We start from the raw sequence: 25,969 nt of genomic DNA on the forward strand, positions 1-25,969 counted from the left end.
TTTTTCCAATTCCTAAGTTGCCTCCCTAAGTAATCTTTTATTATTTTCCAATATCTTAATGACTTGTTGAAGGATTTTTTCTTCTACCATAGGGGTCGAATTAATTTCCTTCCTTATGATTTTGTTTAATTCTAAAATGGTACTAACTTCGAGACGATGCTTTTCAGCTAACTGAAATGCCCGCTCTAACTGACCGGTTATCATCAGCATTCCTCCTATTTTCCTTTTAATTATATTTTATGATGTTTTTTTATTTTTTTCACCTGTAATTAAAAGAATTTTCTTTAATATGAATAAATTATATCAAATTTGTTATAACCATTTAACTCCATTTTCCTAAATAGTTACAGAAAATCTGAATACATCTCATAAATTGCAAGAAAATTGAATATAGAAATAGAGTAAACTCGTTTAATAAAGGGGTGTCCTTACTTTGTATCGAAAACTAATTGGAATTACATTAACCCCATTGCTCTTCTTTGGTGCTCACTCAATTGGTGGAGGTGCAGCAGCCCATGCAAATGAAGAAATTATCCCTGGAGCACATTCTGTAAAAGTTACTTATTTTGATGGACAAGATGATCGTTGGCTCACAACATTGAATCCTGAACAACTTGAAAAAGCTAACCTTTATGGCAACAATATGATAGCTCCCATTTATTGGGGTGACCCAGAAAAGGAAACAGGTTGGTTCCAAATGTATAAACCTGCAAAAATAACAGGCACTCAAGTAACCGGTGCATTTGATGATGCACAATTTGTCATTCGAGTACCTGACCAGTGGAATGGCAAATTAGTCGTTTCAGGCATTCCAGCCACAAGAAATGAAACCTCAACAGATCTTTTATTTAGCGATTTTGTTCTTGAAAAAGGGTATGCTTTTGCAGCGATTGATAAAGGAACTCAAGGCACTGAAGTCGAAGGTGATCCATTGGCAAAAGTGAAAAATGCTTTAGTTGATGAAGATGATTCTGTTCGAGAATGGCATCTTCGTTTTAGACAAATTACTAAAGCTTCACATCAATATTTGATAAACAATTTTAGCGACCGACTTATTAACCCGAATGATGCTTCAAATCCTGCAAGCAAATTAATTCAGCCAGATCATAAAGTGCCGACATATGCCATTGGAATCTCAAATGGAGGTTATGTTGTTCGTTTCGCATTGGAAAATGATAACCCTGAAAAAACCGGAGAACCGCGACTTTTCGATGGCGGTGTAGACTGGGAAGGTGTTCTTTGGACAGAAAAAGCCCCTAATCTCATAAGTTCGTTAGTTTCTGTTGTCAACCATGCAGAAGAAGCCCTTTATGGTAGCGGAAAAGCAAAGGAACAAGCAATAAAAGAATTATATAAAGCAGGCGTTCCAAAAGGATCTGAAAAATTATGGGTTTATCATGACCAAATATATTGGTTTGTCACCTTAAACATTTATCGTGACCATTTTGATCCAACTGCACCTAATCGGATAGAATGGCCAAATTACTTAAGATTTGACGAAAACGGCTTACGTGATCGATCCTTTGACCATATTTTCAAAAACTATCAGTACAATCAAAGACGAAAATTAATCAAAGATAATATAAAAGAAATCGAAAATACAGGTAAGATTGAAGTCCCGTTAATCAGTATTACAGGATCATTAGATACGCTTATATTCCGAGAAATTCATGCAAAAGGATATGAAAAATTAGTGAAACGAGCGAAAAGAGAACATTTACATCGATTATATATTATAGAAAATGGTAATCATGTAGATGGACTCGTTTGGAATCCAGCAACAGATCCAGACAAAGAACTTCAACCATTGTTGCCGTATGCACATCAAGCATTTAATTTGTTGGTGGATTGGGTAGAACAAAATATCCAACCACCAGAAAGCAAGACGATTCCTGCTCCTCTTCATAATGAAAAAGTTATCGATATCAAAACAGGTAATGAAATTGAACCGTGCATAAAATAAGAGACCCAAATGATTGGGTCTTTTTTGTACTATTGGAAAAGCACATTTATGTCCTAATAGTGAATAAACTGTACTAATTCAATAACAACTTAAGAAAGGTAAGATCTCTATGGAGAGCGATCGAATAACAGACGGAACCTTTCAAAATTTGAGTCAAAAGAACATGACTTTCGAGCAAGTTTTCGACGCAATTGTACAGTTTATGAGAAAAGAACCAACCGGTAATTTTGTTTTAATGTTTGGAACAGATTCACAAGTATTTAGTAAAGAAACAAAATTTATTACCGGAATTGTCATTCAGCAAAAAGGAAAGGGCGTTTGGGCATGTTTTCGAAAAGTCATTGTCCCAAGGAGAATGACAAACTTACATGAACGTATTTCTTACGAAACCTCTTTAACCGAAGAAGTCGTTTCTTTATTTACAGAAGAAAAAATAGAGCAGTTGATAAATATCGTATTACCTTATGTATATAAAGGAGCTAGCTTCACCATTGAAGGACATATCGATATTGGAAGCGGAAATCGAAACAAAACAAGCGTCTTTGTCAATGAAATGATTGCGAGAATGAACTCCCTTGGAATTGAAGCAAAGATTAAACCAGACTCCTTTGTTGCAAGCACCTATGCGAATCGTTTTACAAAGAAATAACCATACAATGTATTCCTTGAATCATTCTATTATGAATATGATAAAATTGGAAAAAACACATGTGGAGGAATAGATATGCTACAAAATTTCCATGAGTTATTAAAAAAATATGCCAAACTTTTAGTGGCAAAAGGAATCAATGTACAACCGGGCGATTGGGTTAAAATGTCCATTTCCGTTGACCAAGCACAACTTGCACGTCTCATCACCGAAGAAGCATACGCACTAGGTGCAGAAAAAGTGATTGTTAAATGGACCGATGATGAAATCACAAAATTACATTATATTCATCAACCAACAAATGTTTTAACGGATATTCCTCCATATGAAATTGAGGAATCCGAAGACCATGTGTTAAATAAGCGCGTTTCAAGACTTTCCATTCTTTCCAGTGACCCAAGCTTGCTTGACGCAGCAGATCCTGCCAAAGTGGCTGCATTCCAAAAAGCTGCTAGTCAAGCCTTCCAAGTTCAACGAAAAGCAACACAAAATAACGATTTGAAATGGACCGTTGCAGCAGCAGCTGGCAGCGCTTGGGCAAATAAAATGTTCCCTCACTTAGAAACTACTGAAGCACAAGTCGATGCTTTATGGAATCAAATTTTTAAAACTTGCCGGGTATATGAGGACGATCCAATTGCTGCATGGGACAAACATATAAGTTTATTAAATGAAAAAGCAACAAAATTAAATGAATACCAATTTGAAGCCCTGCATTTCAAGGCGCCAGGAACTGATTTTAAATTAGGGTTGCCAAAAAATCACATCTGGACAAGTGCAGAAAGTTATAATCCAAAAGGTGAGCAATTTATTGCCAACATGCCAACGGAAGAACTTTTCACAGCACCCGATACTCGCCGCATGGACGGAGTCGTTCGCAGCACGAAACCTTTAAGTTATGCAGGACAATTAATTGAAGGCATTGTAGCTTATTTTAAAGACGGAAAGATTGTGGATATTTCCGCAGAAAAAGGCGATGAAGTTATTAAAAAACTTGTATTTGAAAATGAAGGAGCTACCGGCTTGGGAGAAGTTGCACTTGTACCTGATCCTTCTCCAATTTCCCAATCGGGCGTAACATTCTTCAATACATTATTTGATGAAAATGCTTCAAATCACATCGCGATTGGTTCCGCCTACCCCTCTACAATAGAAGGTGGTACAAAAATGAGCGAAGAAGAATTGCGTGCCCAAGGTTTAAATATTTCAAACGTTCATGTGGACTTTATGATTGGTTCTGCAGAAATGGATATTGATGGAATAACACGAGATGGCTCCATCGTTCCTATTTTCCGCAAAGGCGATTGGGCATTCTAATACAAAAAATGAGACAGGGGAATTTGGGTTTACTCAAGTTCTCCTTTTATTTACTCCATACAATATCCATAGATTTAACTCATTATTCTTGAAATCACCTTTTTGTCAGTATATTGTTTTTATAATGCTTTTCACATTAATTTTGAATACATAGTGGAGGAAATTTAATGCAGCATTTAATCGATATTGGAGTTAATCTATTAGATAAACAATTCCAAAATGATCGAAGTGAAGTTATTGAACGTGCACTTCAAAATGGAGTAGTTCAAATGATTGTTACTGGCACTAGTTTAAGGAACAGTAAACAGGGTTTAGAAATTGCAAAAGAATATCCAAATGTGTTGTTTTCAACTGCCGGTATTCACCCCCACGATGCCAAAAATTTTACTAATAACACAATCGATGAGTTGGAACAATTAGCACAGTATGATGAAGTCGTTGCCATTGGTGAATGCGGTCTAGATTTCAATCGAATGTTTTCTCCCCAAGATATTCAAGAAGAGTGTTTTGAAGCCCATCTACATTTAGCAAGAAAACTTTCGATGCCTCTCTTTTTGCACGAACGTGATGCTCACAATCGTTTTTGCGAAATTTTTGCAAACTTTATGGATATGACCGAAAAATCGGTGGTCCATTGTTTTACAGGGAATAAAGAGCAAGTGAAAAAATACGTATCGATGGGATTCTATATAGGAATCACCGGCTGGATTTGTGATGAGCGCAGAGGGCAAGCCTTGCAAGATGCAGTAAAATACATACCACTTGACCGATTATTAATCGAAACAGACGCACCTTACCTTCTTCCTAGGAATATGGAAAATAGACCAAAAAATCGGCGAAATGAACCTTCCTTCTTGCCTCATATCGTAAATGAAATCGCTAAATTTATGGGCGTCAAACCGGAAGTGGTTGCGAAACATGCAACAGAGAATACACGTAAACTTTTCAATTTACCGGAACCTTCATTGGATATTTAGCAAATTCAAATTGATTTAACAAACATGATTGGAATAATCAGTATAATAAGCATCTGTTTTTTAACAAATTAATGAAGATAATCGAGTAGGAGGGAGCGATTAACTCCCGTCCTCTCACACCACCGTACGTACGGTTCCGTATACGGCGGTTCAATTAAGATGATTGACGCAAGTCTTTATAACTTCCGTGAATAGCTGTTCTCTTTATGCCAGTGGTCACTCCACCCTCCAAGAGGTCTCCCACGGGATTCACCGCTTCCTTCCTCAAGTGAGGTACTACGTTTTCTGTGTTCATCATGACTCACTGAATGCCAAGGGCTATTCTCTCTTAATTGTTCGGTCCTTCTTAGTAGTTCTAAACCAACTAATACTATGACCTCTGCTGACTTCTGACGGTTCAGCTACTTATCACTAAGTAGGTTATGAAGCGTACTTCACCTATCCGCCAGACCTCCCCGGGTAAGAATGTAATCTTTCCTTCCATCTATCTGCTTCATTTACTCTGTACCACCTTTGGCAGAAAGGACTTTGTTTTGTTTAGCAAACTCATCCAATGATACCTAGCCTTATATGAAGTTCGTGTTCCTCAGACCGGAAGTTTGCCGCTCGCTTCCTTCAGATTCCGCGTCACCACGGACACCCTTGCGTTAAGTTAACTGTTACTTCTGCCTTCACAGTTCGGGACTTACACCCTATAGATTACACCCATGCCAGGCGCACTAAAAAAGGAGAATTTGTTTTTTGTTCAAATTCTCCTTTTTAAAAATGTAAACTTATTTTTACTATATAACCGTTTTGGAATCCGTCCATACTGGTTGACGCTTTTCAAAGAAAGCGCGAATTCCTTCTTGAGCATCTGGATGCTTACTATTTAGAGCAATTACCTCTGTAGCATAATTAAGTGCTTGGAAATCTTCCATATTAATTTGCTGATAAAATTGTCGTTTCCCAAGTTCAATGATATTTAAGCTTTGCTTCGTTACTTCTTTTGCTAATTTTTCTGTTTCGATATCTAGTAATTCAGGGGGAACCACTTTATTAACCAACCCATGTTGAAGCGCTTCTTCAGCAGAAATTGAGTTTCCTGTAAACAACATTTCCACTGCTTTTTTCCTTCCAATATTGCGGCTTAAAAATACTGCCGGGGTACTACAAAATAGTCCACTATTTATTCCGGGTGTTGCAAACTTAGCATCTTCACTAGCGATAGCCATATCACTTGCAGCAACTAATTGACAACCAGCCGCAACCGCTGCTTTTTTTACCTTTGAAATAACAAGTTGCGGCAACTCTCGTATTGTTCGCATAACTGTTTGACAAGTTTGGAAAAGTTTGAGTACTTCATTCTCTGTCATCGATTCAATCTCTCGCAAGCTATGACCCGCACAAAAAACTTTGTCTGAACCTTCAAAAACTACCACTTTCACCTCACGAGCTTTGGCAATTTGCTTCAAAAGATTGTCCAATTCTTCTAATAATGCCATCGTTAAGGTGTTAAACTCCTGCATATTATCGATGGTAATATAGCCAATCTCCTCTGTTTGGCGGTATTGTAGATACCTCATTTCTCCACCCCTTTTCATTGATATCTTTATTTTGAATCTTCTGATATTTGAGGTCAAGATAAATCAGTTTACTTTTTTCTACAATTTTATTCTGTTACTTAGATTACTATATTGATTAAGCAGAGATGTCCCAGTCCTCGCCTTTTCGCCTCACCACTTCCCCTTTATTCGTGAGTATAAATCGATTACTCCATCAATATCGACAAATGAACCCCTAATCAATTCATGAATATATTACTATTGTATGTATGCCTAATCTTACGTACGTTAGAGTTTATGTGGAGGGAGCGTATTCTATGTCAATGCCTAACATTCCAGACATCTCACCTAAGATTCGTATAGATCGTGAAGATGTCATCAACCTTTTATTAGCTTCTATTGCTTTAGAAGAAATCGGTTTAGCTCACATCATTAATGCAGAAGGTGAAAAAATTCAATTTGCAATTGAAAAGATGAACGAATCATGTTCTCATCTTCCAACTACTGCTGAATTAATCCTGAAAATTAACGACAGTGTTAATCATACTTTAATTACTGCAATCAAGAAGGAACTTTTATTAGATAATAAATTAAAACAAGTAATCGAATTACTGAAGAATAAGCATAGGTGTTATTAATTTTTCAACTTTATTGTAATAAAATCTATGAAATTTGTTTATTGAATTAAGAATTGGGTTTTTCAACGCAAATAGGCTTTTATTCCTTATCTCCTTTTCAAGAAAGAATAGATTATTAACGACTGTATTACCAATGGTCATTAACTATTTAAGGTTCTTAGTTAATGCCATGGTGAGACATTTACATTTTAAAGGAAAGGAGTTATGGAATGTCTCAGCCCAATCTACCAAACATTACCCCCAATATAACCATTAGCAGAGCTGATGTCATAAACTTATTGCTTGCTTCCATTGCAATGGAAGAATTAAGTTTAGCTCATATTCTTAATGCTGAGGGTGAAAAAATCCAATATGCGTTAGGAACAATTCCGGGTATTTCTGGGCTATCACCAGCAGCAACGCTTGATGATCTGTTACAAGTTAATAGCAGTGTTCATGATACAATCGCAATGTCAATTAAGAAAGAATTATTATTGGACAATAAACTAAAGCAAGTTACAAAGTTAATTTCAACTGAGGGACCTACAGGACCGCCTGGACCTACTGGACCTCAAGGACCGACTGGACCTACTGGACCTCAAGGACCGACTGGACCTACTGGACCTCAGGGTGCTACTGGACCTACTGGGCCTCAAGGTGCTACTGGACCTACTGGACCTACGGGAGTATTTGATCCAAATCAGTTCTTATTCTATGTGCAAGGTAATTCAGGTATTGCCACAATCCGTTTAGGTGAAACCTTAACTATTAGATCTGATACATTGGATATTGAAGTTACTGAAGGTTCTGCAATTGTAGATATTAATTTACCTTCAATTCCGACAGGGCCAACAGGACCTACGGGACCTCAAGGACCGACTGGACCTACTGGGCCTACGGGACCTCAAGGCGCTACTGGACCTACTGGACCTCAAGGACCGACTGGACCGACTGGACCTACAGGACCTCAGGGCGCTACTGGACCTACTGGACCTCAAGGACCGACGGGACCGACTGGACCGACTGGACCTCAGGGCGCTACTGGACCTACGGGACCTCAAGGTGCTACTGGACCTACTGGACCTCAAGGACCGACGGGACCGACTGGACCTCAAGGACCGACGGGACCGACTGGACCTACAGGACCTCAGGGCGCTACTGGACCTACTGGACCTCAAGGACCGACGGGACCTCAGGGCGCTACTGGACCTACTGGGCCTACGGGACCTCAAGGCGCTACTGGACCTACGGGACCTCAAGGTGATACTGGACCAACTGGACCTATGGGACCTCAGGGCGCTACTGGACCTACTGGGCCTACGGGACCTCAAGGACCGACTGGACCTACTGGGCCTACGGGACCTCAAGGACCGACTGGACCAACAGGGCCTACTGGACCAACTGGACCTACGGGACCTCAAGGACCAACTGGACCGATTGGACCGATTGGACCTACTGGGCCGACTGGACCGACTGGACCAATTGGATCAACTGGACCGATTGGACCGACTGGGCCGACTGGACCTACGGGACCAATTGGACCGACTGGACCAACTGGACCTACGGGACCGACTGGGCCGACTGGACCGACTGGGCCGACTGGACCAACTGGACCAACTGGACCAACTGGACCAACTGGACCGACTGGACCTACGGGACCAACTGGACCTACGGGACCTACGGGACCAACTGGACCGACTGGACCTACGGGACCGACTGGACCAAACTTTGCAGATGAAGGATTCTCGGCAGTTAGAACAGCAGCTAGTGTATCCACAGGTACTCAGCTTGGCAACTGGAGTGTAGCTCCACCATACTTTAATACAACTAGCTTTGATCCTACTACTGGTGTCTTTACAGTTCCAGCTACTGGAAGATACTCAATCGCAGCAACTATCAGCTATAGTACAACTGCAACTTTAACAGGAATCTTTGGTGGCGACCCAGCATTTGTAGTACGCAATATTACTACCGGCGATGATTTAATCGTAGGACTATTCCCAATTTTAAACATTGAACTTGCATTAGGTGTTGGTTTAAGAGCTATTCTTGGTAATGGAACAGTCACAATAGCAGGAGAAGTAGAACTTACTGCAAATGATAATATAGGTCTATTCTATGTAAATGATGGATTAACAATTAGCATAACCCTTGGCGGTGCTGACGCTCCAATCGTTTGGTCCATCCATCGAATTGCTTAAGCCAATCCATTTAAACTGCAGACTCACTTGAATGATTCAAGTGGTCTGCAGTTTTTTTTGAAATCACTCATTACAACATCAATTTTACTCAGTTTTAATTTGGAAACTAGTGACAGGCACTCTGAAATTAATGATTCAAAAATGAACGAAATCATTGAAATTAGGCACAAATCCAGCTTCGTTTCAATAAACTAGAGGGTGTATGAGAGTACATTGAGCCACATGGATGGTTATCTATTTAAGGAGGTCACTTTGAATGTCTTTGCCTACCATTCCCGATATTACTCCTGAGATTACATTAGATCGATGTAAGACCATCAATTTATTGCTTTCTTCCATTGCAATGGAGGAAATTGGTCTTTCCCATATTTTGAATGCTGAAGCCGAAAAACTTCAAATGTTTATAAAAAAGTCTCCTTGCGATTTTCATGGCTACTTAAAAATCAATGAGAGCGTCAATCAAACGTTGCGCACCGTAGTGAAATCGCAAATCTTGCTCCAATTCAAGCTTGAAGATGTGGTGACACTGAATCAAAAATCTTGCTGTCATCCTCGTAAACATTACAAATGTAAAGAATGCAAGGAAGAGAAAGATTGTAAATGTAAACATCATCATTGTAAAGACCCGTTCGATTCTTCATTATGCTATTGCCCTAACAAGAAGAAGAGGGATTGTCATTGTCCAAAGTGTAAATCCGAAAAAAAATACGATCATTAATCGATATGCATTTTACGAGGGGGGTGAACAATGCAAGAAAATCATCAAGTTGAGTTGTTACAATCTTCACTAAACTTTTCAACATTCATTTATTCTTTTGCCCAATTCCTAATAAACTATTTTGAACGTCGCAATCAAACTCAAGAACTATCGGAAGAAGAACTACTTCAAAGTGAAACACAAGTAATCCAATCATTAGTATTAATTGAAAAATTACACATGCTGCTCTTTCTTCACTTTTATATTTATCGAACATACTTTTCTTACGAAGTAATAACACCTTCGTTTACGGACTCAAATAGAGAACTATTTGAAAAAATGCAAATGTTATTACAACAATATCCTTTTCTTCTTGAAGAACATCAAATGATTTCAGAAAAAACGGTTGCTCAGATTTTGAACTATTATTACATTCGTATTCATGAAGAAACCTATGAAGAATCAAATGATGACGAATCAAATCTCGTAACAATCATTTTGTCACCCTTACCTCCACCTTGGTTGGCAAACAATATGCAAATACCTCGGAAAAAGGAAGTGTAGGTTTATTGTCTTCCCCTTCAATTTCCCTTTGTATGATTGTTAAAGATGAAGCGGATTTTATTGAACAATGTTTAAAAAGTGTTCAAAAGATTGTGCAAGAAATAATTATTGTTGATACTGGTTCAACCGATAAGACAATAGATATATGTAAAAAATATAATGCGACCGTGTTTTCATATGCATGGAATGATCATTTTGCAGAAGCGCGAAACTTCGCCCTATCCAAGGCAACAGGGAATTGGATTTTATGGCTCGATGCAGATGAGGAATTGGAAACTGGCCATGAACAATTGCTAATGGAAGTTTTAAAGAATTCCACTACTACAATGTATTTAATGCCAGTAATGAATTATTACGGTGAATCGTTTCCAGTTGATCGGGAAAAAGCTTTTATATATTATCAACCACGTTTATTTCAAAACCATAAAGGCATCCAATTCTATAATCGGATTCATGAAACCCCTATTTTTCCTAATCCTCATGATTCCAGTTACACAACCGATTATTTAGAGATTCCAATTCATCATTATGGATATATTGACAAATTAACCACCAAGCGTAATAAAGCAGAACGGAATCTACAACTTATTCAAGAGGAGTATAAAAATCCAAACCATAGTCCCTGGATTGAATACCATTTAGCAAATGAATATTATCGTAGAGGAGATTATAATAAAGCTTTTGATTATTTAAATGAATCCATTTTTCGTTTTTTACTAAACGGAATTAAGCCTCCATCTATTCTCTACCGTTTAAAATATGGGATTCTCGTTGATACAAATAGTTTGGATAATGCATTAGAAGGAATAGAAAAAGCCATTGCTTTATATCCTGATTATGTAGATTTACATTTTTTAAGAGGATTAATATTTTATCAAACCAACAATTATGAAGAGGCTTTAGCATGTTTTGAAAAATGTCTCGAGCTTGGGGAACATAACTCTAAATATTTAATATTAAAAGGAACTGGAAGCTTTAAAGCAGAACATTATAAACAACTTTGTTTAGAAAAATTAAGACAGTCTCAAAAACAATAAATAAAAAATTTAGGCTGTATCGATTTGATACAGCCTGTTTTATTTTTCATTGTTTTGTTCTTCGAAATACTTCTTGAAAAATTCTTCATTATAAAGCACTGATGGATCATTCGGACGATATTCTTTTGCTTTTTTATTATATTCGACTGCCAATTCTTTATCCCCTTTATGCCAATGACAAACGCAAAGCTGTAAGTATGGATACCAAGTAGAATATGGTTTTTGTACAATACCTTGTATGTTTGATGTGTCTACCATTAAAGCAAACTGATACCACATAATCGCTTTATCGTAGAGTTTTCTTTCTAGATACAAATCACCCATTCGACAAGATACTTCTGGTCTTGGTACATCGTATTGTATCGAACGGATTAACGTCTCGATTTCTTTTTCTATGTTTCCTAAGCTTCTATAACAAAAAGCCATATTAATACATGCACGGATTTTTTCTTCTTCCCAACCATCTTCATGATTTATAAATCTTTCGTAATATTCAATTGCTTTTTCATACTGGCCGTGATCTTTTAATTCATTGCTATAATAAAATAGATCTCTTGGTGTGAATTTTTCTCCTTTTTCTAAAAGTTTTTCATAAATTTTTATATTCCGATCATTCCGTTCTTCCTTTTTTTCTTTCCGATGAGTAATCGCAACATCAGATTGGAGTAATCGCCCTCTAACTTCTAAGTATTCATGAACAGCTCCTTTCCAAACAAAATTTTTCTCTCTTTTGGCTAATCGAAATCTTCTAAAGCTATAGATAGGGTTATTGTACTCATCAAAAGCAAGATGATACACCATTGACACCGCATCAACATCGCTTGTTAATTGTTCTTTTAATTTTTTAAATTTTTGTCGGTCTTCTTCTAACATGACATCATCGGCATCTAGCCAAAATATATAATCCATTGTGGCATGTTTAAAAGAAAAATTTCTCGCTGCTGAAAAATCATCAATCCACTCAAAATCTAATACTTTATCAGTGAATCTTTTTGCAATTTCCTTTGTGTTGTCGGACGAGCCCGTATCAACAATAACGATCTCATCAACAAGGTCTTTTACGCTATTTAAGCAACGCTCTAGTACGTTTTCTTCATTTTTGACGATCATACACAAGCTTATTGTAACCATGCATCAACCCTCCACATTTACAGAATTCATATTAGTATATGAATGAGTAAAATGATGTGAACAGGCTAATTTTTCAATTCTATAGGCATTTGTTACAATTCGTTAGGGGTGATGTGGTAAGTATTTTTTTAGAAAGTCACTTTACAAAAATGCTAACCCTTCTCAATTACCAAAACCGCAATCATAATCACAAAAAAGGACATAGCCCAAAAAAGCTAAGCCCTCTGTATAATTTTATTCCTCATTACACCATTTCTTCCATACTGCTGAAGATATTGCATTCTATATCTATAAATTGGTTAAAATTTTTCGCCCCTCCAACAGCAGAAGGAAGCTTATCTTTCATACGTTCTGGATAAATAGGTTTCGGCTTTACAATCTAAAACTCTTCTTTCCCTTATATCATCAGCTTGATGACAAATTCCTACTCATCAACCATTTCTACTCTTGTTTGACTGAAGATGAATCCTATCGCTCGCATAATGAAAATGGCTGTTTCATCTTCATCTCCTTGAAGCATTGCATTTAACGGACGATATTGAGTCAGAAGTTAAAAAATTAAATCAGTTTTTCAATTAGTTCCCGATTTCGTTTATAGAAGACCTCATTATGCGAAGATACCATGCCAATAGCTTCTGCATCCGGTTGAACAAACACTTTAGCCTTATTTACTGCGTTGATTGCATCTTGAAATGCACCAGCGATCATGTGAACTTTTCCTTCATAATCAACTGCATCCCCCACTGCATAAAGCCCTGGGATGTTCGTTTCACAATATATATTCGCTTTAATGTAGTGCTCATTTGCGAATTCAATCTGTAACGGACTATTTTCAAGTAAAGTTTTTTCTCTTACATATCCATGATTCACAACCACTTCATCTACATTTAAATAAGTAATTTCTCCTGTCTGATTATTCGTTAATTCCACTTTCTCAATGGACATACCATCTTGGCTTGGAATTAATTTAGTGATTTCTGTATAGAAATAACATTCAACCGAGCTGTTCAATAATTGTGATACTTGTGCTTCATGGGCATTCAATTGACCTTTTCTATATGTTAAATAAACTTTTTTCGCAATCGGCTCCAACTCATTGCACCAATCAACTGCTGTATGTCCTCCACCTGAAACGATTACAATCTTATCTTTAAATTTTTTTAAAGATTTAATTGTATAATTTAAATTGGAACTATAAAATTTAGAAGCCCCTTCCACTTCAAGCTTCTGAGGGTTGATTATGCCACCTCCAATTGCTACGATTACCGTTTTTGAAAAATGAGTATGTCCTTTATCTGTTTTTATTTCGAATATACCTTCTTCATTTTTAGAAATTTCCGTTGCTTTTTCTCCTATCACAACAGTTGGATCAAAAGTCGTTGCTTGTTCTATCAATTGTTGAATTAATTTCTCACCTGTAATTGGCGTTAATGCACCAACATCCCAAATTAGTTTTTCAGGATAAACATTTATTTTACCCCCTAAGTAGTTTTGGGATTCAATGATTTTCGTTTTCATTTCTCTTAAACCGCAGTAAAATGCGGAAAATAAACCACTAGGTCCTCCCCCAATAATTGTCACATCATATAAATTGTGTGTTTCCATTATGTATCCTCCTGGGTGAAATTAAAAACGATAATGATTATCAATTTCGTTTAGAATTTTATCACACAAAAATAAACTTTTGAATGGATAATTTAAGAGAAAATGAACAATATTAAAAGGAATTTTCTCCTAATAAATAATCAAACCTTAGTGAGTTCTTGCTTATTTTTTGCATTATTCAATTGTTGATTCCTCTTTTTGTATAATCATTAACTTTTTTTCAACAGTCTACTACCAATAAATTTCCAACATGTCCCTTCATTACAAGTTGTCCGCAATAAAATAGCTGAACCTTTATTGATTCAGCCAATCATCTTTATATTAATAAAATAGATTATTCTTTTCCGTTTTGGTCTCTCTTTGTTAAATAATTGGCTTTATGGAATAAATCCTTTACAATCGCAGCTGCTCCTGCTACTAATATCCCTTGAATCACCGCTTCAATAATAAATCCATAATACCCGATACAAAATGCAATTCCGAGAACAACTTGTACCCAAGGAGTGACCCATGGCGGAACTTTTGGCGTTCGATTCAAAAACAATCCAAGTAGATAAAGTACCGGAATGATAATAACTGACTCAGGATATATATAATTTTCTAATATAATAATATCCATCTTTCATCCCTCTTCTTATTGAAAGTTAATAGAGTAAAACCTCTAAAGTATTCCTCTTATCATTTTATGTGTAAGACAAAAAAACGGTTTAGGATGATTCACTACTTACGAACCAGAACATAGAAAAGTTATTAATTCGTTAGAAGGATGAAAGTTTTTGAATCAATTTTTATTAGTCAAAATTATAGGTTTCATTAATATAAATTTCTTCCTACTAGGTTATTACTTTTTCAACTATCTCCACACAAATTCACTCCAGAAAATTTACTGAATTTTTCAAATCTATAATACTACCACTCATTGTGACATGATTAAACGAAGGTTACAATGAATTTATGAAGGAAAAATGTAAACGATTCTTATGAGAAGATGACTATTTTCTGGTACAAATAAACCATAGCAATTTAAATTGATTTAATGCAATAATACTCATTTAATAATACAGATTATCCAAAATTTTTCATATATTTCCTTAAAGTTAGTCTAATTTGCTGATATAATAGAATTACAATTTATGACATCTATACTCGTTCAAAGTATAGATGCTAAAAAGGGTATTTTTAAATACATACAAAGGGGATTATGCAAGGATATATATCCAGGGGGAGTGAATATGAGTAAATTATTACGTTCAAATGTTGCAAAAAAGGCACTGATGAAAGTTCAAAATGTCGCATCCAAAGTTAGAAGCGTCTGGGACCATGAAAAAACAATTGAAGAACAAATAAATCAAATTCGTACTGTATTGGATCAAGAACTTGCCCGAGATGAATACCTTGTTATCGTTGATGAAAATGGTTTAGGTTATATTCATACGAACCGCTTAAGAGAAGGTTCATCCTTCACCGATGAAGTGGGTTTGGCTGCTGCCAAAACTAATACAGGACTATTGCAAATTTATCCAAGAGATACGGGAGAAATACTTATTGATGCATCTTGCCCACTGTTAACAGATAAGAATGGGAAACGCTTTAATCTGAGAATGGGTAGACTAGTTCAACGACCTTTTATTGGGGCAATATTTGGAAGTTTAATTACTTTGTCCAGTATAGTTCCTGCTATCATTGCTTATTTTTTAAGCAATGATTTATCTATGACAACAAGTGTCCTCATTGGAACAGCAATTGTTACGGTTATTTTTAGTTTAATTTTTTATACTATCATAATGAAAAATTTGCGAGAATGGTATAGCGTTACAAAAAAAATATCCTCTGGCAACTTGAGTGCACAAATTGAAAAGGTAGGTCTTCGCAATGAATTTCACCAAATCGGTTATGAAATCAATAAAATTATTTTAGGGATTCGTGCGATAATTGATGAATTTAAACATGCCGCGGAAACTGTGGAACGAATTAGTAAAGAACAAGAAAAAGAAACACAACGCATTTCGACAACTTTTGAAGAATTATCAGCAGCTGTCCAAACTTTCCGTAGTGGTGCAGAAACACAACGTTACTCAATCACTAACGCCAACGAAATGGTAGAAATGATGATGAATCAAGTACAAGAAATGCAAGAAGAAGTTGAGAAAGCTGTGGTAGGTGCAGATGATGCATTACAAGATGCAAGTAAGGGACAAGAAGCCATTCAAATTGCCCACAGCCAAATGGCAAAAATTCAAACTGAAGTTGCAAACTCTGCAGCGAAAATCCGCAAAATCACTCAAGAAGCAAATGCTGTGAAGGATAAAGTTGCCTCCATTACAAGAATTGCCAAACAGACAAATTTACTTGCACTTAACGCTTCCATTGAAGCTTCTCGGGCTGGTGAAGCGGGGAGCGGTTTTGCAGTTGTCGCGAATGAAGTTCGAAAACTCGCTGAAGGAACGAATGAATTTGCAGAAGAAATTATGACATTATTAGAAAAAACATATAAAGATTTAGAAACTACTGTAGCTCAAGTTGAAGATAATGTGAAGGCTATTCATGAAGGGATGGAAGCCGTTTCTCAAACAGATCAAGTCATAGAACAATTAATTCAAACAACGCTTTCAACAAAAAATTTAGTATTAAATAATAGAAAATTTGTTGATCTTGTTCATGAAGACGGAAATAAACTACAGGAGATTATGCAGCAAGTGAATACAATTGCAGAAGATTTTACAAATATGGTTGTAGCTACAAATGAAAGCGTAGATATTCAAGTGGAAGGCATAAATGCACTCGCTCAAAATGCTACAAAACTAGCGGAAGAAGCTATTCATCTTAGCCGCATAATTAATCGTTTTCATTATTAAAAAATGCCAGGTACATGCCTGGCATTCTTCATTTCCTTGCAATCTATTTAGATTGTTAATTCATTTGTTGTTTTTGAACAAATTCCTTTACTTTATCTTGGATTTCTTCTGCTAATGATGAAAGGGCATTATTTTCTTCCTTTTTTCCTTTAGAACCGTTTTTATTCCCCTTCGATCCTTTTCTTCCTTGTTTTTTGTTCCCTTTTGAACCTTTCTCTCTTTGCTTATCTCCTTTTGATCCGCCGCTTTTGTTCCCTTTTGAGCCTTTGCTTCCTTGTTGTTTATTTCCCTTTGAACCTTTCTTTCTTTGCTTATCTCCTTTTGATCCGCCGCTTTTGTTCCCTTTTGAGCCTTTGCTTCCTTGTTGTTTATTTCCCTTTGAACCTTTCTCTCTTTGCTTATCTCCTTTAGAGTCGTTTTTATTCCCCTTTGAGCCTTTGCTTTTTTGTTTATCTCCTTTAGAACCTCCACTTTTATTTCCTTTTGAACCTTTACTTCCTTTTTTATTTCCTTTGGATCCACCTTTGCTGCCATTCGATTTCTTATTTTTTACCGCGATTGTTGTTTGAATTAACTCTGGGTCTTCAATTGGATTGTTATACATATATTGAATTAAATCATTCTCTTTAGCAATTTCAACTAGTTTCCTAACATCATCAACAATTAAAGTACTAATGATAATCCCCTCCAAACACAATGATTTGTTCTTTATAGTTTATGTAATTTATTTCAAACACTTTAGGTGATTTACCAATATAAAGAGGCATTTTCAGGAGGCATTTGTGTGGAAACTTATTTTATTGAAATATCAAAAAGCGATTTGAAAAAACTATATAAAAATATTTGGACAGAACATTATTTTTTTGCCCAACTAACAATCAATAGCCAAAGTTATGACATTCAAATTAGTTTGAGAGGAAATCAACTTCGAAAACATAAAAAAAAGTCTTATCATATCATATTTGAACATCCCCATCTAATGGACGGTCAACATGAAATCCATTTAAATGCGGAGTTTAATGATCCTTCTTTGATTCGAAATAAATTATCTTTTGATTTCTTTCAAAAAATCGGTGTTCTCTCTCCAAATTCCAACCATATTCAATTGTTCATCAATGGGAAAAGTGAAGGAGTATATCTAGCCATTGAGTCTTTTGATGAGTACTTCTTAAAGAAGAGAAATTTGCCGGATGGTTCAATCTATTATGCTACGAATGATGATGCCAATTTCTCTTTATATACGCCTGAAGGATATATAAAAAAATCATTAATGGATGGTTATACAACAAAATATTCCTTTCAGGAAGAAGAACATCTAATAAAAATGTTAGTCATTATTAACACTTATCCTAAAGATAAATTTAATGAAGAAATAGTGAAAGTATTAGATATTGAAAAATATTTACTGTGGCTTGCTGGGGCAGTTTGCACGCAAAATTTTGATGGATTTATTCATAATTATGCTTTATATCATAATAGTGAAACTCAACTATTTGAAATCTCCCCATGGGATTATGATGGTTCATGGGGAAGGAACTTACACGGAGAGCCCCTTGAACTTGAATATGTACCAATTTGGGGATACAACACATTAACTGCTCGTATATTAGAAAACGAGCATTTTAAACAAAAGTATCGTCGGATTTTAGAAAGCATACTACACAAACAATTTATTCCTTCTGCAATTAAACCCCAAATTGAACAACTGCAAGCTCTAATTCTGCCCTATATCGAAAAAGATCCATATATAAAACATAACGAAAAAATTTTCATGAGTGAAAAAGAATATATTCTACAATTTATTGAAAAGCGTAATCAATTTTTATCGGACCAACTTGAATCACTATTATAAGCATTTCTCCTCCTCTAATTAGGATGAATTCCTTAGCAACTAGAGGAGGAGCATGAATATGAGTGTAATTTTTAATTTCCTACACCTCATCATTTCATTCAGAACGCTATTATAAGATAAGAAGTATCCACAAATATAAACTGAGCAAGCTCACCATGAGTGTAACTGGTATGATTAAAATTGTAACGCTAATATATTTTCCCCAAGTTATTTTAATTCGATGTTTTTTTAGTAAAAACATCCAAAGAAGTGTAGCTAATGTACCGATTGGAGTTAATAATGCACCAATGTCGCTTCCCATAACATTAGCTAGATATGCAACTTGCATTAATAATGGATTCAATTCCATTTCTGTAATCGAAAGTGTTCCAATCATCACGGCAGGCAAATTATTAAAAATATTGGAAAGAGCAGTAGTTAATAATCCCATAATCATTGTTGCATTAAATGTACCTTGTTCAATAAACTCTTTAAAATTTAAAATAATCAATGTGTTTAATCCTACATTTTTCAATCCATATACGAGTACATACATGCTAAAGGCAAAAATTAATATATGCCACGGAGAATTGATAATTACATCTTTTATTCCGACTCTCATTTTTAACCAACGAATCGTAATTAATATGAATGCTCCAAATAATCCAATCAACTCTAATGGAATTCCAAATGGTGAAAGAACAAAAAATGCCCCTCTTGTAATGACGACTACGGCAATGCATATTTTAAATAAATTTTTGTCTAATTCAGATTGAGCTGATGGATCAAGGGGATGAGTAAAGATATTCGACGGTTTATCATTGAAAGTTAGTAATCCTAATTGTTTCGGAATATGGTTTCTAAAAAGTAAATACAATAATAAACTCATTGTTAAAATGCCTATCATCGATGGAATAAACATAATTTTTACGTAGCTATTTAAATCTAAACCAACTATTTTTAATGCGATTAAATTCGAAATATTGCTTACAGCAATCGGCGCACTAGATGCTGTTGCAATCAGCGCCCCAGAAATTAAATAGGGGATATACTGAGGTGGTTTAAGTGCTAAATACTTGATGATGTGGATAATGATAGGAGTTGTTATGAGTATGCTTCCATCATTATTAAATAACATAGTCATAAAAAAACATAACAAATTGGTATATATATAAAGCCTAAGCCCTGAATTATTCGATTTTAATATGATATTTTGAGCAATCCACTTAAAAAAACCAATACTCTCCAATACAATGGACATCATAATAGTAGAAAGTATTGTAAGTGAGGGGCCACTTACAATACTTAGTATACTTTTAAGATCTTCATAGCTTACAAATCCTAGTATGACAATAATCGCAGCCCCTATTGTAATGGGAATCGTTTCATTGATTCCTTTAGGTCTCCATAGCATTATACCTATGGAGATTAAAAAAATGGTTAACATTAATATTGTAGAATAATCTACCATTTAAACAGCCGCCTTAGATTGTTCATAAGTTGATTGATCTGTTTCTATCACTGTTTCTTCTTTTACTGGCGAAGGTGGTTGCAAAAATAATTTATAAAATAAGACACCCACAATTGAGAAGTAAAGGAGCATCATATTCGTTTTCCCTCCTTCTCCTATCAACCTTAATAATAACTTCTCTCCTTTAACTGCAAATACATCTTCTCAGCATGTTTCATGATCGCTCGATATTGGTTTTCGATGTGATACATTCTTTCTGCAAATTTCATTAATGCATAGTACTGATATTTTAAAAGTCGCTTATTATCTTCCATTAACATTTTTACAGGTTCGTGTATGAATTCTGATTCTTCACTGGAAGATGTACACTCAATTGGTTCCATGATTTCTTCAACGATTTCTTCTGCATCATCTATTTGTTGGGCTGCAATTATCTTTCCGGATACTGGTTGAATTTCATACACATCTTCAGATAATTGTTGTATTTCTTCCGACGGTTCTAATAAATTTTTGATTTCGAAATCTTCTTTTTCTGCAATCTTTACAGTATTTTCGATTAAACTCATTTCTGTTTTTTTTAATTCTTGATCTTCATAAAATAATTCAGTTTGTTCCTTCTCTTTACTTGGACTATGCGATTCCATCGTCATATCTTCCCAAGTACATTCTTGTATTGGAGAATTGAATTTTACCTCATGGAAGAATGGTCTTTTTTTGGTTTTTTTGGAGTTTTTGCTTGAAATAGCTAATGTGTTTTCTTGCTGTTTTGTTGGATTGTTTTCGATATTTTGGAGGGTCGCTTCTAGTTTTGATGGTGGTTCTTGGAGGATATTTTTCGATGTTGCAGTGATTTGTGCTAACCTTTCGTCTTGGAGGGTTTCTTCATTTTGTGATGGAGATGATTCTTCAAGTTGATTTTCTTGTGTTATTGTCGCCGTTAAATCGTCTATATTCATATCTGATGTTGTATCTTGCTGTTCATCTTCATTTGTCTTTGGAAAAAGCTGTTTTACCTTTTCTTTAATTGCATCTGATATAGCTTTCTTTTGCTCCTCAGTTAGTTGCCCATCCTCTGAAGTCAAATTGGATGTTGGTAAATTAGTCAATGCTGTATTGGCAATTCCATTAGCCTCTAGATTTATAATTTGGTTTTCATCGATTTGTTCATTGAGAATACTTGTAATCTGTGACTTTAAAATATAGTATTGATTCTCTCCGTTAATCAACACGATATAATCTTCATAAACATTGCTGAGCACTCCTGAAAAGCTTTTATTGCCAAAACTATTAACAGTAATCCATTGTAAATACATTGTTTTTAATATTTCTTCCAACTTAAATCTGTTAAGTGAAGTGTTACTAAATCCCTTATTTATGACACTTGATTCTTTTGCGTTTTTCGATAATGCTTTGATTTGGGTGATAGGGAAATATATTACATTTTCGTTGACTTTAACAATTAAATGGTCTTCTTGAACACTTAATAAAGTACCTTGAATGGATTGATTTTCAGCTAAAAATAAGCCAATCTCTAAACCTTCAAGACCTTTTATTGTATCTAACAAAAATTCAGCATTCAACATTAGGGCCTCCTTTTTAATGCAATCCGCACGAAGTCTCCCCTTTTAATTTGTTATTAGTTATTTTCTTCATCTTGCTTTTCAGGTTTCTTTTCTGGTTTTGGTCCATAACTCACATTTCGAATATGGAACATTGCCACGCGGATTACTTCTTCATTTTTTACAATTGTTATAAAATCATCAAATACTTCTTCTAATACACCTTCCACTGACTCAGGTCCACCGCGGTTAATTTTAACCCATTTATGACGTAATTCATTTAATACGGATCTGAAATCCATGAAACTAGCAAATGGATAATCTTCAGGAACTTCAACATTCAACTTCATGCCATTTCTTGAATCTTGAGTAATACTCTTGATATGTTGATATTTGTAAAACACTATTCCATCTTCTTCTGTCAACAATGCGAAATAATCAGATTGAGCAGAAAATACTTTACCAACCCTAGACTCAGGCCCACCGCGATCTACTCTAACCACTTTGTTCAATAAAGAAAGCATTAACTCCCTATTCATTCTTGTTCCTCCCATTATAAAATTCATTATTATTTATACGTGTAAACGTAAAAAGGTAATTAGTTATCCGCCTAAACATCGTTAATTTATTGAGGATTTGCGTTATGTTATTGTATGAAAGAACATGTAAATCTGACAAAACAAATTCAAATTAATTAAAGAAGCTGGGACAAAACTTAAAAACATCATTTTCTCTTTTGAGAAGGGTAGTGACCCCTAAAAGTTAGAGTCAAAATCTAACTTTTGGATGCAGAACCTTTCTCTTTTAGAAAATGATGTTTTTTTCTCTTCTAGTAATTTCTATAAGAAGTCAATTAACTTTCAATTATGAAAATAAACAAAAACTCGTAATATTTACCCAAGTATCAATTCCTTACATATTCTATTTTCAGATAAATAGAAAGGAGGAGTATTTTTGAGTCGGCGTAATCGAAGTTTAGACTCCATTACTAACCAGAGTGTGAATCTTTTAATAGATAGTGTCCTAAAAAGACACGGAGTAAAACTAAGAAAGCCAAGATTAAGCGCACAAGAAAAAAGAAAGTTAAAAAATTTACTAATGGATTTAGAAAGTAATGTGAACAAACTAGTAAAAACAATTAAAAAATAGCAATCTACTGTCAAAAAGGAGGAATGAATGAATGAATGGGTAACAGCAAAGTATGGCGTGGAAATATGCCTTCTGTTGAAGGTATTGATATGACGAGAAGAAATGAACATAGAAGATGGAGTGCTTTAGACCCTTCCTCTGCACATCCATTAGATCGTGATATGAATAATTTGGAAGGTGCAATCGAAAATATCCAAGAATCATATGAGCAAATTATTGTCATTGATTCAGCTGATGTAGAAATCACTACAACAGATACGCAAGCAGCATTATCTCTTCAAGTTGCATTGCAAGCTGCAATTAGCTTAGTTATTAGCATTTCAATAGGTGGCAGCAGCAGAGATGCTGAAAGAATCACACAAGAATTAATTGCCAATGTAAAATCAAAACAAATCAATAGACAACAAACTTATGTTGAAAATTCTAGAGGTGTAAGAATTACAACTACTGATAATGATTTAATTGTTAACATTCAATTATTACTACAAATTTTAATTGCTTTACTAGTAAGAATTGATGTTCTCTAATTTCTAAAATAAGGAAGTAGCAAAGTTAAATATGAAATAAAACATTTATAAAATGAAAGTGCAGCACTTTGCTAACATCCGCAAAAGCTGCACTTATTTATTGCAAGTGAATAGAAAGAATTTACTTCAAATGGGTGAAGTTAAAAACGGGTTTACTGATCTTCAATTATGATATAAGTTGCTTTTATAGGTCCGTGTACACCAACAATTAACACCATTTCAATATCGGCTGAATTGCTTGGGCCCGACATAAACAATATACACGAAGGAATTTGTTCTCCCTGTTCAACTTGTTTATGAAAAATTTGTGCCGCTTGTGTTATCCGTGGAACAATTGTACTTTTTGGTATAAGCACGATTGTTTTTTCTGGCAATAAATTTAATGAACGTCCTCTATTTGGATGACTATATAGTACGACAGATGCGCTTTCAGCTAACGTCATTTCACTAATTAATATCGCTATACTCGCTTTTTCTGCTAGTTGGATATTTTGTTCGCGATTTTGAGGATGCCATTCGTATATTTCGATTCCCTTAGACTGCCATGACTTAAACACTTCTGTTAAACCAAAATATTTGAGTCGGTCATCTTTTGGGATCATTACTGAAATACCACCATAATCCTCTACTACTTGCTGCAATGTGCTTGCTAAATTCGCAGTCGTCGTTTGCAAACAAACTGTATGGATATTATGGCATTGTTGTTTTAACACGTCTATTAGTTCTTCTTGAGTTGCATGATTTAAGATTTGAAATTGTGGCAAGTGTTTCCATACTGGCCGTTCTACTTTCGTTTTCATAGGACGGCCAAGATGTTTAGCAATATTCATTAAAAATGATTTTCGATTAGTTATAGTCATCCTTGCTCCCCCTTTTGTCTTTCTTTTAGCCAATTGCGAAAGCTTTCTTTATTTGGTGCAGGAAAATCCCGATCTTCTGTCCATGCTTTCAATGGTCTAGGGCCGCTAGGAATTTTATCTTCCTTTACAAAGGGAGACATCATTGACGATGCAATTTTTGTTGCTGTACTAAAGAGATGAGGGCTAGAAGCACCAAAACCAAACGCTCTCATTAATAATCGTTCCGAGATGGGAGCCTTTCCTTCTTGTTCCACTATTTTCTGACGATGTAAATGCAATAGTTTGTGTAATGGAATTTTTACTGGACATACTTCCGTACAAGCTCCACAAAGAGTTGAAGCATATGGCAATTCTTTGAAATCGGCATAGCCTCCAAGAAGCGGTGTTAATACAGCTCCAATTGGACCTGAATAAATTGAACCATAACTATGCCCTCCAATATGTCGATATACAGGGCAAACATTGACACAGGCTGCACATCGAATGCACTGTAAAATCGGTTGAAAATCTGTACCTAATATTTTGGAACGTCCATTATCAACAATGACCAAATGAAATTCTTCTGGTCCATCAGATTCTTCTTCCCCTTTTACGCCGGTAATCATTGTAACATAACTGGATATTTTTTGGCCAACTGCACTCCTTGTTAATAAACTGACTAACACATCTAATTCTTCAAAAGTAGGTACAATTCTTTCCATTCCCATAACAGTAATTTGGATTTTTGGTAAAGCCGTAACTAAATCGGCATTCCCTTCATTTGTCACAAGGGTCACCGTTCCACTTTCCGCTACTGCAAAATTGCAGCCGGTGATCCCGATATCAGCAGTTAAAAATTCTTTACGTAACTTTTCACGAACGTAAAGAGCCATTTCTTCAGGTTTTTCGGAATTTTTATAACCGATTTTTTCAGCAAAGATGTCTCGAATTTGATATCGGTTTTTGTGTAGTGATGGCGCAATAATATGGGAAGGAGGTTCATGATTTAATTGAATAATATACTCTCCAAGATCCGTTTCAATTACTTCACAACCTGCTTCTTCAAGTGCCGCATTTAAATGAATCTCCTCAGTCACCATGGATTTCGATTTTACAATTTTTTTAGCCTGTTTTTGAATTGCAATATTCTTTATATATTGGGATGCCTCTTCAGCTGTTTGAGCAAAAAATACATGTCCACCAAGTTTCAAGACATTTTCACTTAATTCATATAGATAAGCATCTAAATTATCAAGCACATGTTTTCGTATTTCTTCACCATGAGCTCGCCATTCTTCCCAATTTTCTAATTCATTCACTCGTTCTTGTCGACGGGATTGAAATCTATTTTGTGCAGATGAAATTGCCCCGCGCATAAATGAATCATTTAAATTGTTTGCTACCCGATCTTTAAATTGTTCAGCGCTTGTTGCCAT

At 35.4% G+C, this 25,969-nt stretch carries 25 protein-coding genes; 12 read left to right on the top strand and 13 right to left on the bottom strand.

Features of this window, described 5'->3' with window-relative positions:
- Nucleotides 1-12 precede the first annotated feature (12 nt).
- Nucleotides 13-204, bottom strand: coding sequence for a hypothetical protein (locus UtA1_RS00065; protein WP_016837940.1), 192 nt, complete (start codon nt 202-204; stop codon nt 13-15).
- Nucleotides 205-433: 229 nt separating this feature from the next.
- Between UtA1_RS00065 and UtA1_RS00070 the strand changes: the two genes are divergently transcribed.
- From UtA1_RS00070 to UtA1_RS00085, 4 genes are all read left to right on the top strand, one after another.
- Nucleotides 434-1,963, top strand: coding sequence for an alpha/beta hydrolase (locus UtA1_RS00070; RefSeq protein WP_096549643.1), 1,530 nt, complete (start codon nt 434-436; stop codon nt 1,961-1,963).
- Nucleotides 1,964-2,072: 109 nt separating this feature from the next.
- Nucleotides 2,073-2,612, top strand: a complete 540-nt coding sequence (locus UtA1_RS00075) for a ribonuclease H-like YkuK family protein (protein ID WP_016837942.1) — start codon at nt 2,073-2,075, stop codon at nt 2,610-2,612.
- 75 nt (nt 2,613-2,687) lie between these two features.
- Nucleotides 2,688-3,929: an aminopeptidase gene (locus UtA1_RS00080; RefSeq protein ID WP_096549644.1), complete on the top strand. Its 1,242-nt coding sequence runs from the start codon at nt 2,688-2,690 to the stop codon at nt 3,927-3,929.
- Nucleotides 3,930-4,096: 167 nt separating this feature from the next.
- A complete protein-coding gene (locus tag UtA1_RS00085; RefSeq protein WP_096549645.1) occupies nt 4,097-4,906 on the top strand; it encodes a TatD family hydrolase in 810 nt (269 codons plus the stop codon).
- A gap of 154 nt (nt 4,907-5,060) precedes the next feature.
- Here UtA1_RS00085 and UtA1_RS16880 read toward each other — a convergent pair whose 3' ends face one another.
- Nucleotides 5,061-5,204 carry a hypothetical protein gene (locus tag UtA1_RS16880; RefSeq protein WP_172597779.1) on the bottom strand — a complete coding sequence of 48 codons (144 nt, stop codon included), beginning with the start codon at nt 5,202-5,204 and terminating at the stop codon, nt 5,061-5,063.
- Between the two features lie 484 nt (nt 5,205-5,688).
- Complete coding sequence (locus tag UtA1_RS00095; protein WP_096549646.1) at nt 5,689-6,471, bottom strand: enoyl-CoA hydratase-related protein; 783 nt, start codon at nt 6,469-6,471, stop codon at nt 5,689-5,691.
- A 296-nt stretch (nt 6,472-6,767) separates the two neighbouring features.
- Between UtA1_RS00095 and UtA1_RS00100 the strand changes: the two genes are divergently transcribed.
- From UtA1_RS00100 to UtA1_RS00120, 5 genes are all read left to right on the top strand, one after another.
- Complete coding sequence (locus UtA1_RS00100) at nt 6,768-7,088, top strand: hypothetical protein (RefSeq protein ID WP_016839178.1); 321 nt, start codon at nt 6,768-6,770, stop codon at nt 7,086-7,088.
- Between the two features lie 209 nt (nt 7,089-7,297).
- Nucleotides 7,298-9,268 (top strand): collagen-like protein, encoded by a 1,971-nt coding sequence (locus tag UtA1_RS17540; protein WP_126434369.1) that lies wholly within the window; start codon nt 7,298-7,300, stop codon nt 9,266-9,268.
- Between the two features lie 256 nt (nt 9,269-9,524).
- The gene (locus UtA1_RS00110; RefSeq protein WP_096549647.1) at nt 9,525-9,986 is read left to right on the top strand and encodes a hypothetical protein; all 462 of its coding nucleotides are present in this window, start codon (nt 9,525-9,527) and stop codon (nt 9,984-9,986) included.
- A gap of 30 nt (nt 9,987-10,016) precedes the next feature.
- The gene (locus UtA1_RS00115; protein ID WP_096549648.1) at nt 10,017-10,529 is read left to right on the top strand and encodes a hypothetical protein; all 513 of its coding nucleotides are present in this window, start codon (nt 10,017-10,019) and stop codon (nt 10,527-10,529) included.
- Nucleotides 10,530-10,534: 5 nt separating this feature from the next.
- Entirely contained in the window at nt 10,535-11,566 is a 1,032-nt protein-coding gene (locus UtA1_RS00120) for a glycosyltransferase family 2 protein (RefSeq protein ID WP_016839174.1), read from the top strand.
- Between the two features lie 39 nt (nt 11,567-11,605).
- Here UtA1_RS00120 and UtA1_RS00125 read toward each other — a convergent pair whose 3' ends face one another.
- From UtA1_RS00125 to UtA1_RS00135, 3 genes are all read right to left on the bottom strand, one after another.
- Entirely contained in the window at nt 11,606-12,697 is a 1,092-nt protein-coding gene (locus tag UtA1_RS00125) for a tetratricopeptide repeat-containing glycosyltransferase family 2 protein (RefSeq protein WP_016839173.1), read from the bottom strand.
- Between the two features lie 558 nt (nt 12,698-13,255).
- Nucleotides 13,256-14,302 carry an NAD(P)/FAD-dependent oxidoreductase gene (locus tag UtA1_RS00130; protein WP_016839172.1) on the bottom strand — a complete coding sequence of 349 codons (1,047 nt, stop codon included), beginning with the start codon at nt 14,300-14,302 and terminating at the stop codon, nt 13,256-13,258.
- 334 nt (nt 14,303-14,636) lie between these two features.
- Nucleotides 14,637-14,921 carry a phage holin family protein gene (locus tag UtA1_RS00135; RefSeq protein ID WP_016839171.1) on the bottom strand — a complete coding sequence of 95 codons (285 nt, stop codon included), beginning with the start codon at nt 14,919-14,921 and terminating at the stop codon, nt 14,637-14,639.
- A 613-nt stretch (nt 14,922-15,534) separates the two neighbouring features.
- On the opposite strand from UtA1_RS00135, the gene UtA1_RS00140 reads away from it, so the two are divergent.
- Nucleotides 15,535-17,157 (top strand): methyl-accepting chemotaxis protein, encoded by a 1,623-nt coding sequence (locus tag UtA1_RS00140; protein ID WP_096549649.1) that lies wholly within the window; start codon nt 15,535-15,537, stop codon nt 17,155-17,157.
- A gap of 111 nt (nt 17,158-17,268) precedes the next feature.
- On the opposite strand, the gene UtA1_RS00145 is transcribed toward UtA1_RS00140, so the two are convergent.
- Nucleotides 17,269-17,691, bottom strand: coding sequence for a hypothetical protein (locus UtA1_RS00145; protein WP_145986151.1), 423 nt, complete (start codon nt 17,689-17,691; stop codon nt 17,269-17,271).
- Between the two features lie 250 nt (nt 17,692-17,941).
- Between UtA1_RS00145 and UtA1_RS00150 the strand changes: the two genes are divergently transcribed.
- Nucleotides 17,942-19,009, top strand: coding sequence for a CotH kinase family protein (locus UtA1_RS00150; RefSeq protein ID WP_096549651.1), 1,068 nt, complete (start codon nt 17,942-17,944; stop codon nt 19,007-19,009).
- 109 nt (nt 19,010-19,118) lie between these two features.
- On the opposite strand, the gene UtA1_RS00155 is transcribed toward UtA1_RS00150, so the two are convergent.
- From UtA1_RS00155 to UtA1_RS00165, 4 genes are read right to left on the bottom strand one after another with little or no spacing between them, the layout of a single operon-like run.
- Nucleotides 19,119-20,459: an ArsB/NhaD family transporter gene (locus tag UtA1_RS00155; RefSeq protein ID WP_016839167.1), complete on the bottom strand. Its 1,341-nt coding sequence runs from the start codon at nt 20,457-20,459 to the stop codon at nt 19,119-19,121.
- Nucleotides 20,460-20,594: a hypothetical protein gene (locus UtA1_RS17760; RefSeq protein WP_016839166.1), complete on the bottom strand. Its 135-nt coding sequence runs from the start codon at nt 20,592-20,594 to the stop codon at nt 20,460-20,462.
- A gap of 29 nt (nt 20,595-20,623) precedes the next feature.
- Nucleotides 20,624-22,042 carry a hypothetical protein gene (locus UtA1_RS00160; RefSeq protein WP_096549652.1) on the bottom strand — a complete coding sequence of 473 codons (1,419 nt, stop codon included), beginning with the start codon at nt 22,040-22,042 and terminating at the stop codon, nt 20,624-20,626.
- 53 nt (nt 22,043-22,095) lie between these two features.
- The gene (locus tag UtA1_RS00165; RefSeq protein ID WP_016839164.1) at nt 22,096-22,557 is read right to left on the bottom strand and encodes a hypothetical protein; all 462 of its coding nucleotides are present in this window, start codon (nt 22,555-22,557) and stop codon (nt 22,096-22,098) included.
- Between the two features lie 693 nt (nt 22,558-23,250).
- Here UtA1_RS00165 and UtA1_RS00170 point away from each other — a divergent pair.
- A complete protein-coding gene (locus UtA1_RS00170; protein ID WP_408647331.1) occupies nt 23,251-23,694 on the top strand; it encodes a spore coat protein in 444 nt (147 codons plus the stop codon).
- Nucleotides 23,695-23,846: 152 nt separating this feature from the next.
- On the opposite strand, the gene UtA1_RS00175 is transcribed toward UtA1_RS00170, so the two are convergent.
- Complete coding sequence (locus tag UtA1_RS00175; RefSeq protein WP_096549654.1) at nt 23,847-24,554, bottom strand: LutC/YkgG family protein; 708 nt, start codon at nt 24,552-24,554, stop codon at nt 23,847-23,849.
- Entirely contained in the window at nt 24,551-25,969 is a 1,419-nt protein-coding gene (locus UtA1_RS00180) for a LutB/LldF family L-lactate oxidation iron-sulfur protein (RefSeq protein ID WP_096549655.1), read from the bottom strand. Before UtA1_RS00180 ends, UtA1_RS00175 begins: the two co-directional genes overlap by 4 nt.

It is taken from the genome of Ureibacillus thermosphaericus (assembly GCF_002370195.2).
GTDB classification, from domain to species: Bacteria; Bacillota; Bacilli; order Bacillales_A; family Planococcaceae; genus Ureibacillus; species Ureibacillus thermosphaericus.

Coding starts and splice junctions, on each gene's coding strand:
- UtA1_RS00085 (WP_096549645.1), top strand. CDS start 4,097: ATGCAGCATTTAATCGATATTGGAGTTAATCTATTAGATAAACAATTC.
- UtA1_RS00175 (WP_096549654.1), bottom strand. CDS start 24,554: ATGACTATAACTAATCGAAAATCATTTTTAATGAATATTGCTAAACAT.
- UtA1_RS17540 (WP_126434369.1), top strand. CDS start 7,298: ATGTCTCAGCCCAATCTACCAAACATTACCCCCAATATAACCATTAGC.
- UtA1_RS00095 (WP_096549646.1), bottom strand. CDS start 6,471: ATGAGGTATCTACAATACCGCCAAACAGAGGAGATTGGCTATATTACC.
- UtA1_RS00145 (WP_145986151.1), bottom strand. CDS start 17,691: ATGGCAGCAAAGGTGGATCCAAAGGAAATAAAAAAGGAAGTAAAGGTT.
- UtA1_RS00130 (WP_016839172.1), bottom strand. CDS start 14,302: ATGGAAACACACAATTTATATGATGTGACAATTATTGGGGGAGGACCT.
- UtA1_RS00100 (WP_016839178.1), top strand. CDS start 6,768: ATGTCAATGCCTAACATTCCAGACATCTCACCTAAGATTCGTATAGAT.
- UtA1_RS00065 (WP_016837940.1), bottom strand. CDS start 204: ATGATAACCGGTCAGTTAGAGCGGGCATTTCAGTTAGCTGAAAAGCAT.
- UtA1_RS17760 (WP_016839166.1), bottom strand. CDS start 20,594: ATGATGCTCCTTTACTTCTCAATTGTGGGTGTCTTATTTTATAAATTA.
- UtA1_RS00180 (WP_096549655.1), bottom strand. CDS start 25,969: ATGGCAACAAGCGCTGAACAATTTAAAGATCGGGTAGCAAACAATTTA.
- UtA1_RS00080 (WP_096549644.1), top strand. CDS start 2,688: ATGCTACAAAATTTCCATGAGTTATTAAAAAAATATGCCAAACTTTTA.
- UtA1_RS00125 (WP_016839173.1), bottom strand. CDS start 12,697: ATGGTTACAATAAGCTTGTGTATGATCGTCAAAAATGAAGAAAACGTA.
- UtA1_RS00160 (WP_096549652.1), bottom strand. CDS start 22,042: ATGTTGAATGCTGAATTTTTGTTAGATACAATAAAAGGTCTTGAAGGT.
- UtA1_RS00115 (WP_096549648.1), top strand. CDS start 10,017: ATGCAAGAAAATCATCAAGTTGAGTTGTTACAATCTTCACTAAACTTT.
- UtA1_RS00155 (WP_016839167.1), bottom strand. CDS start 20,459: ATGGTAGATTATTCTACAATATTAATGTTAACCATTTTTTTAATCTCC.
- UtA1_RS00075 (WP_016837942.1), top strand. CDS start 2,073: ATGGAGAGCGATCGAATAACAGACGGAACCTTTCAAAATTTGAGTCAA.
- UtA1_RS00165 (WP_016839164.1), bottom strand. CDS start 22,557: ATGAATAGGGAGTTAATGCTTTCTTTATTGAACAAAGTGGTTAGAGTA.
- UtA1_RS16880 (WP_172597779.1), bottom strand. CDS start 5,204: ATGATGAACACAGAAAACGTAGTACCTCACTTGAGGAAGGAAGCGGTG.
- UtA1_RS00140 (WP_096549649.1), top strand. CDS start 15,535: ATGAGTAAATTATTACGTTCAAATGTTGCAAAAAAGGCACTGATGAAA.
- UtA1_RS00135 (WP_016839171.1), bottom strand. CDS start 14,921: ATGGATATTATTATATTAGAAAATTATATATATCCTGAGTCAGTTATT.
- UtA1_RS00110 (WP_096549647.1), top strand. CDS start 9,525: ATGTCTTTGCCTACCATTCCCGATATTACTCCTGAGATTACATTAGAT.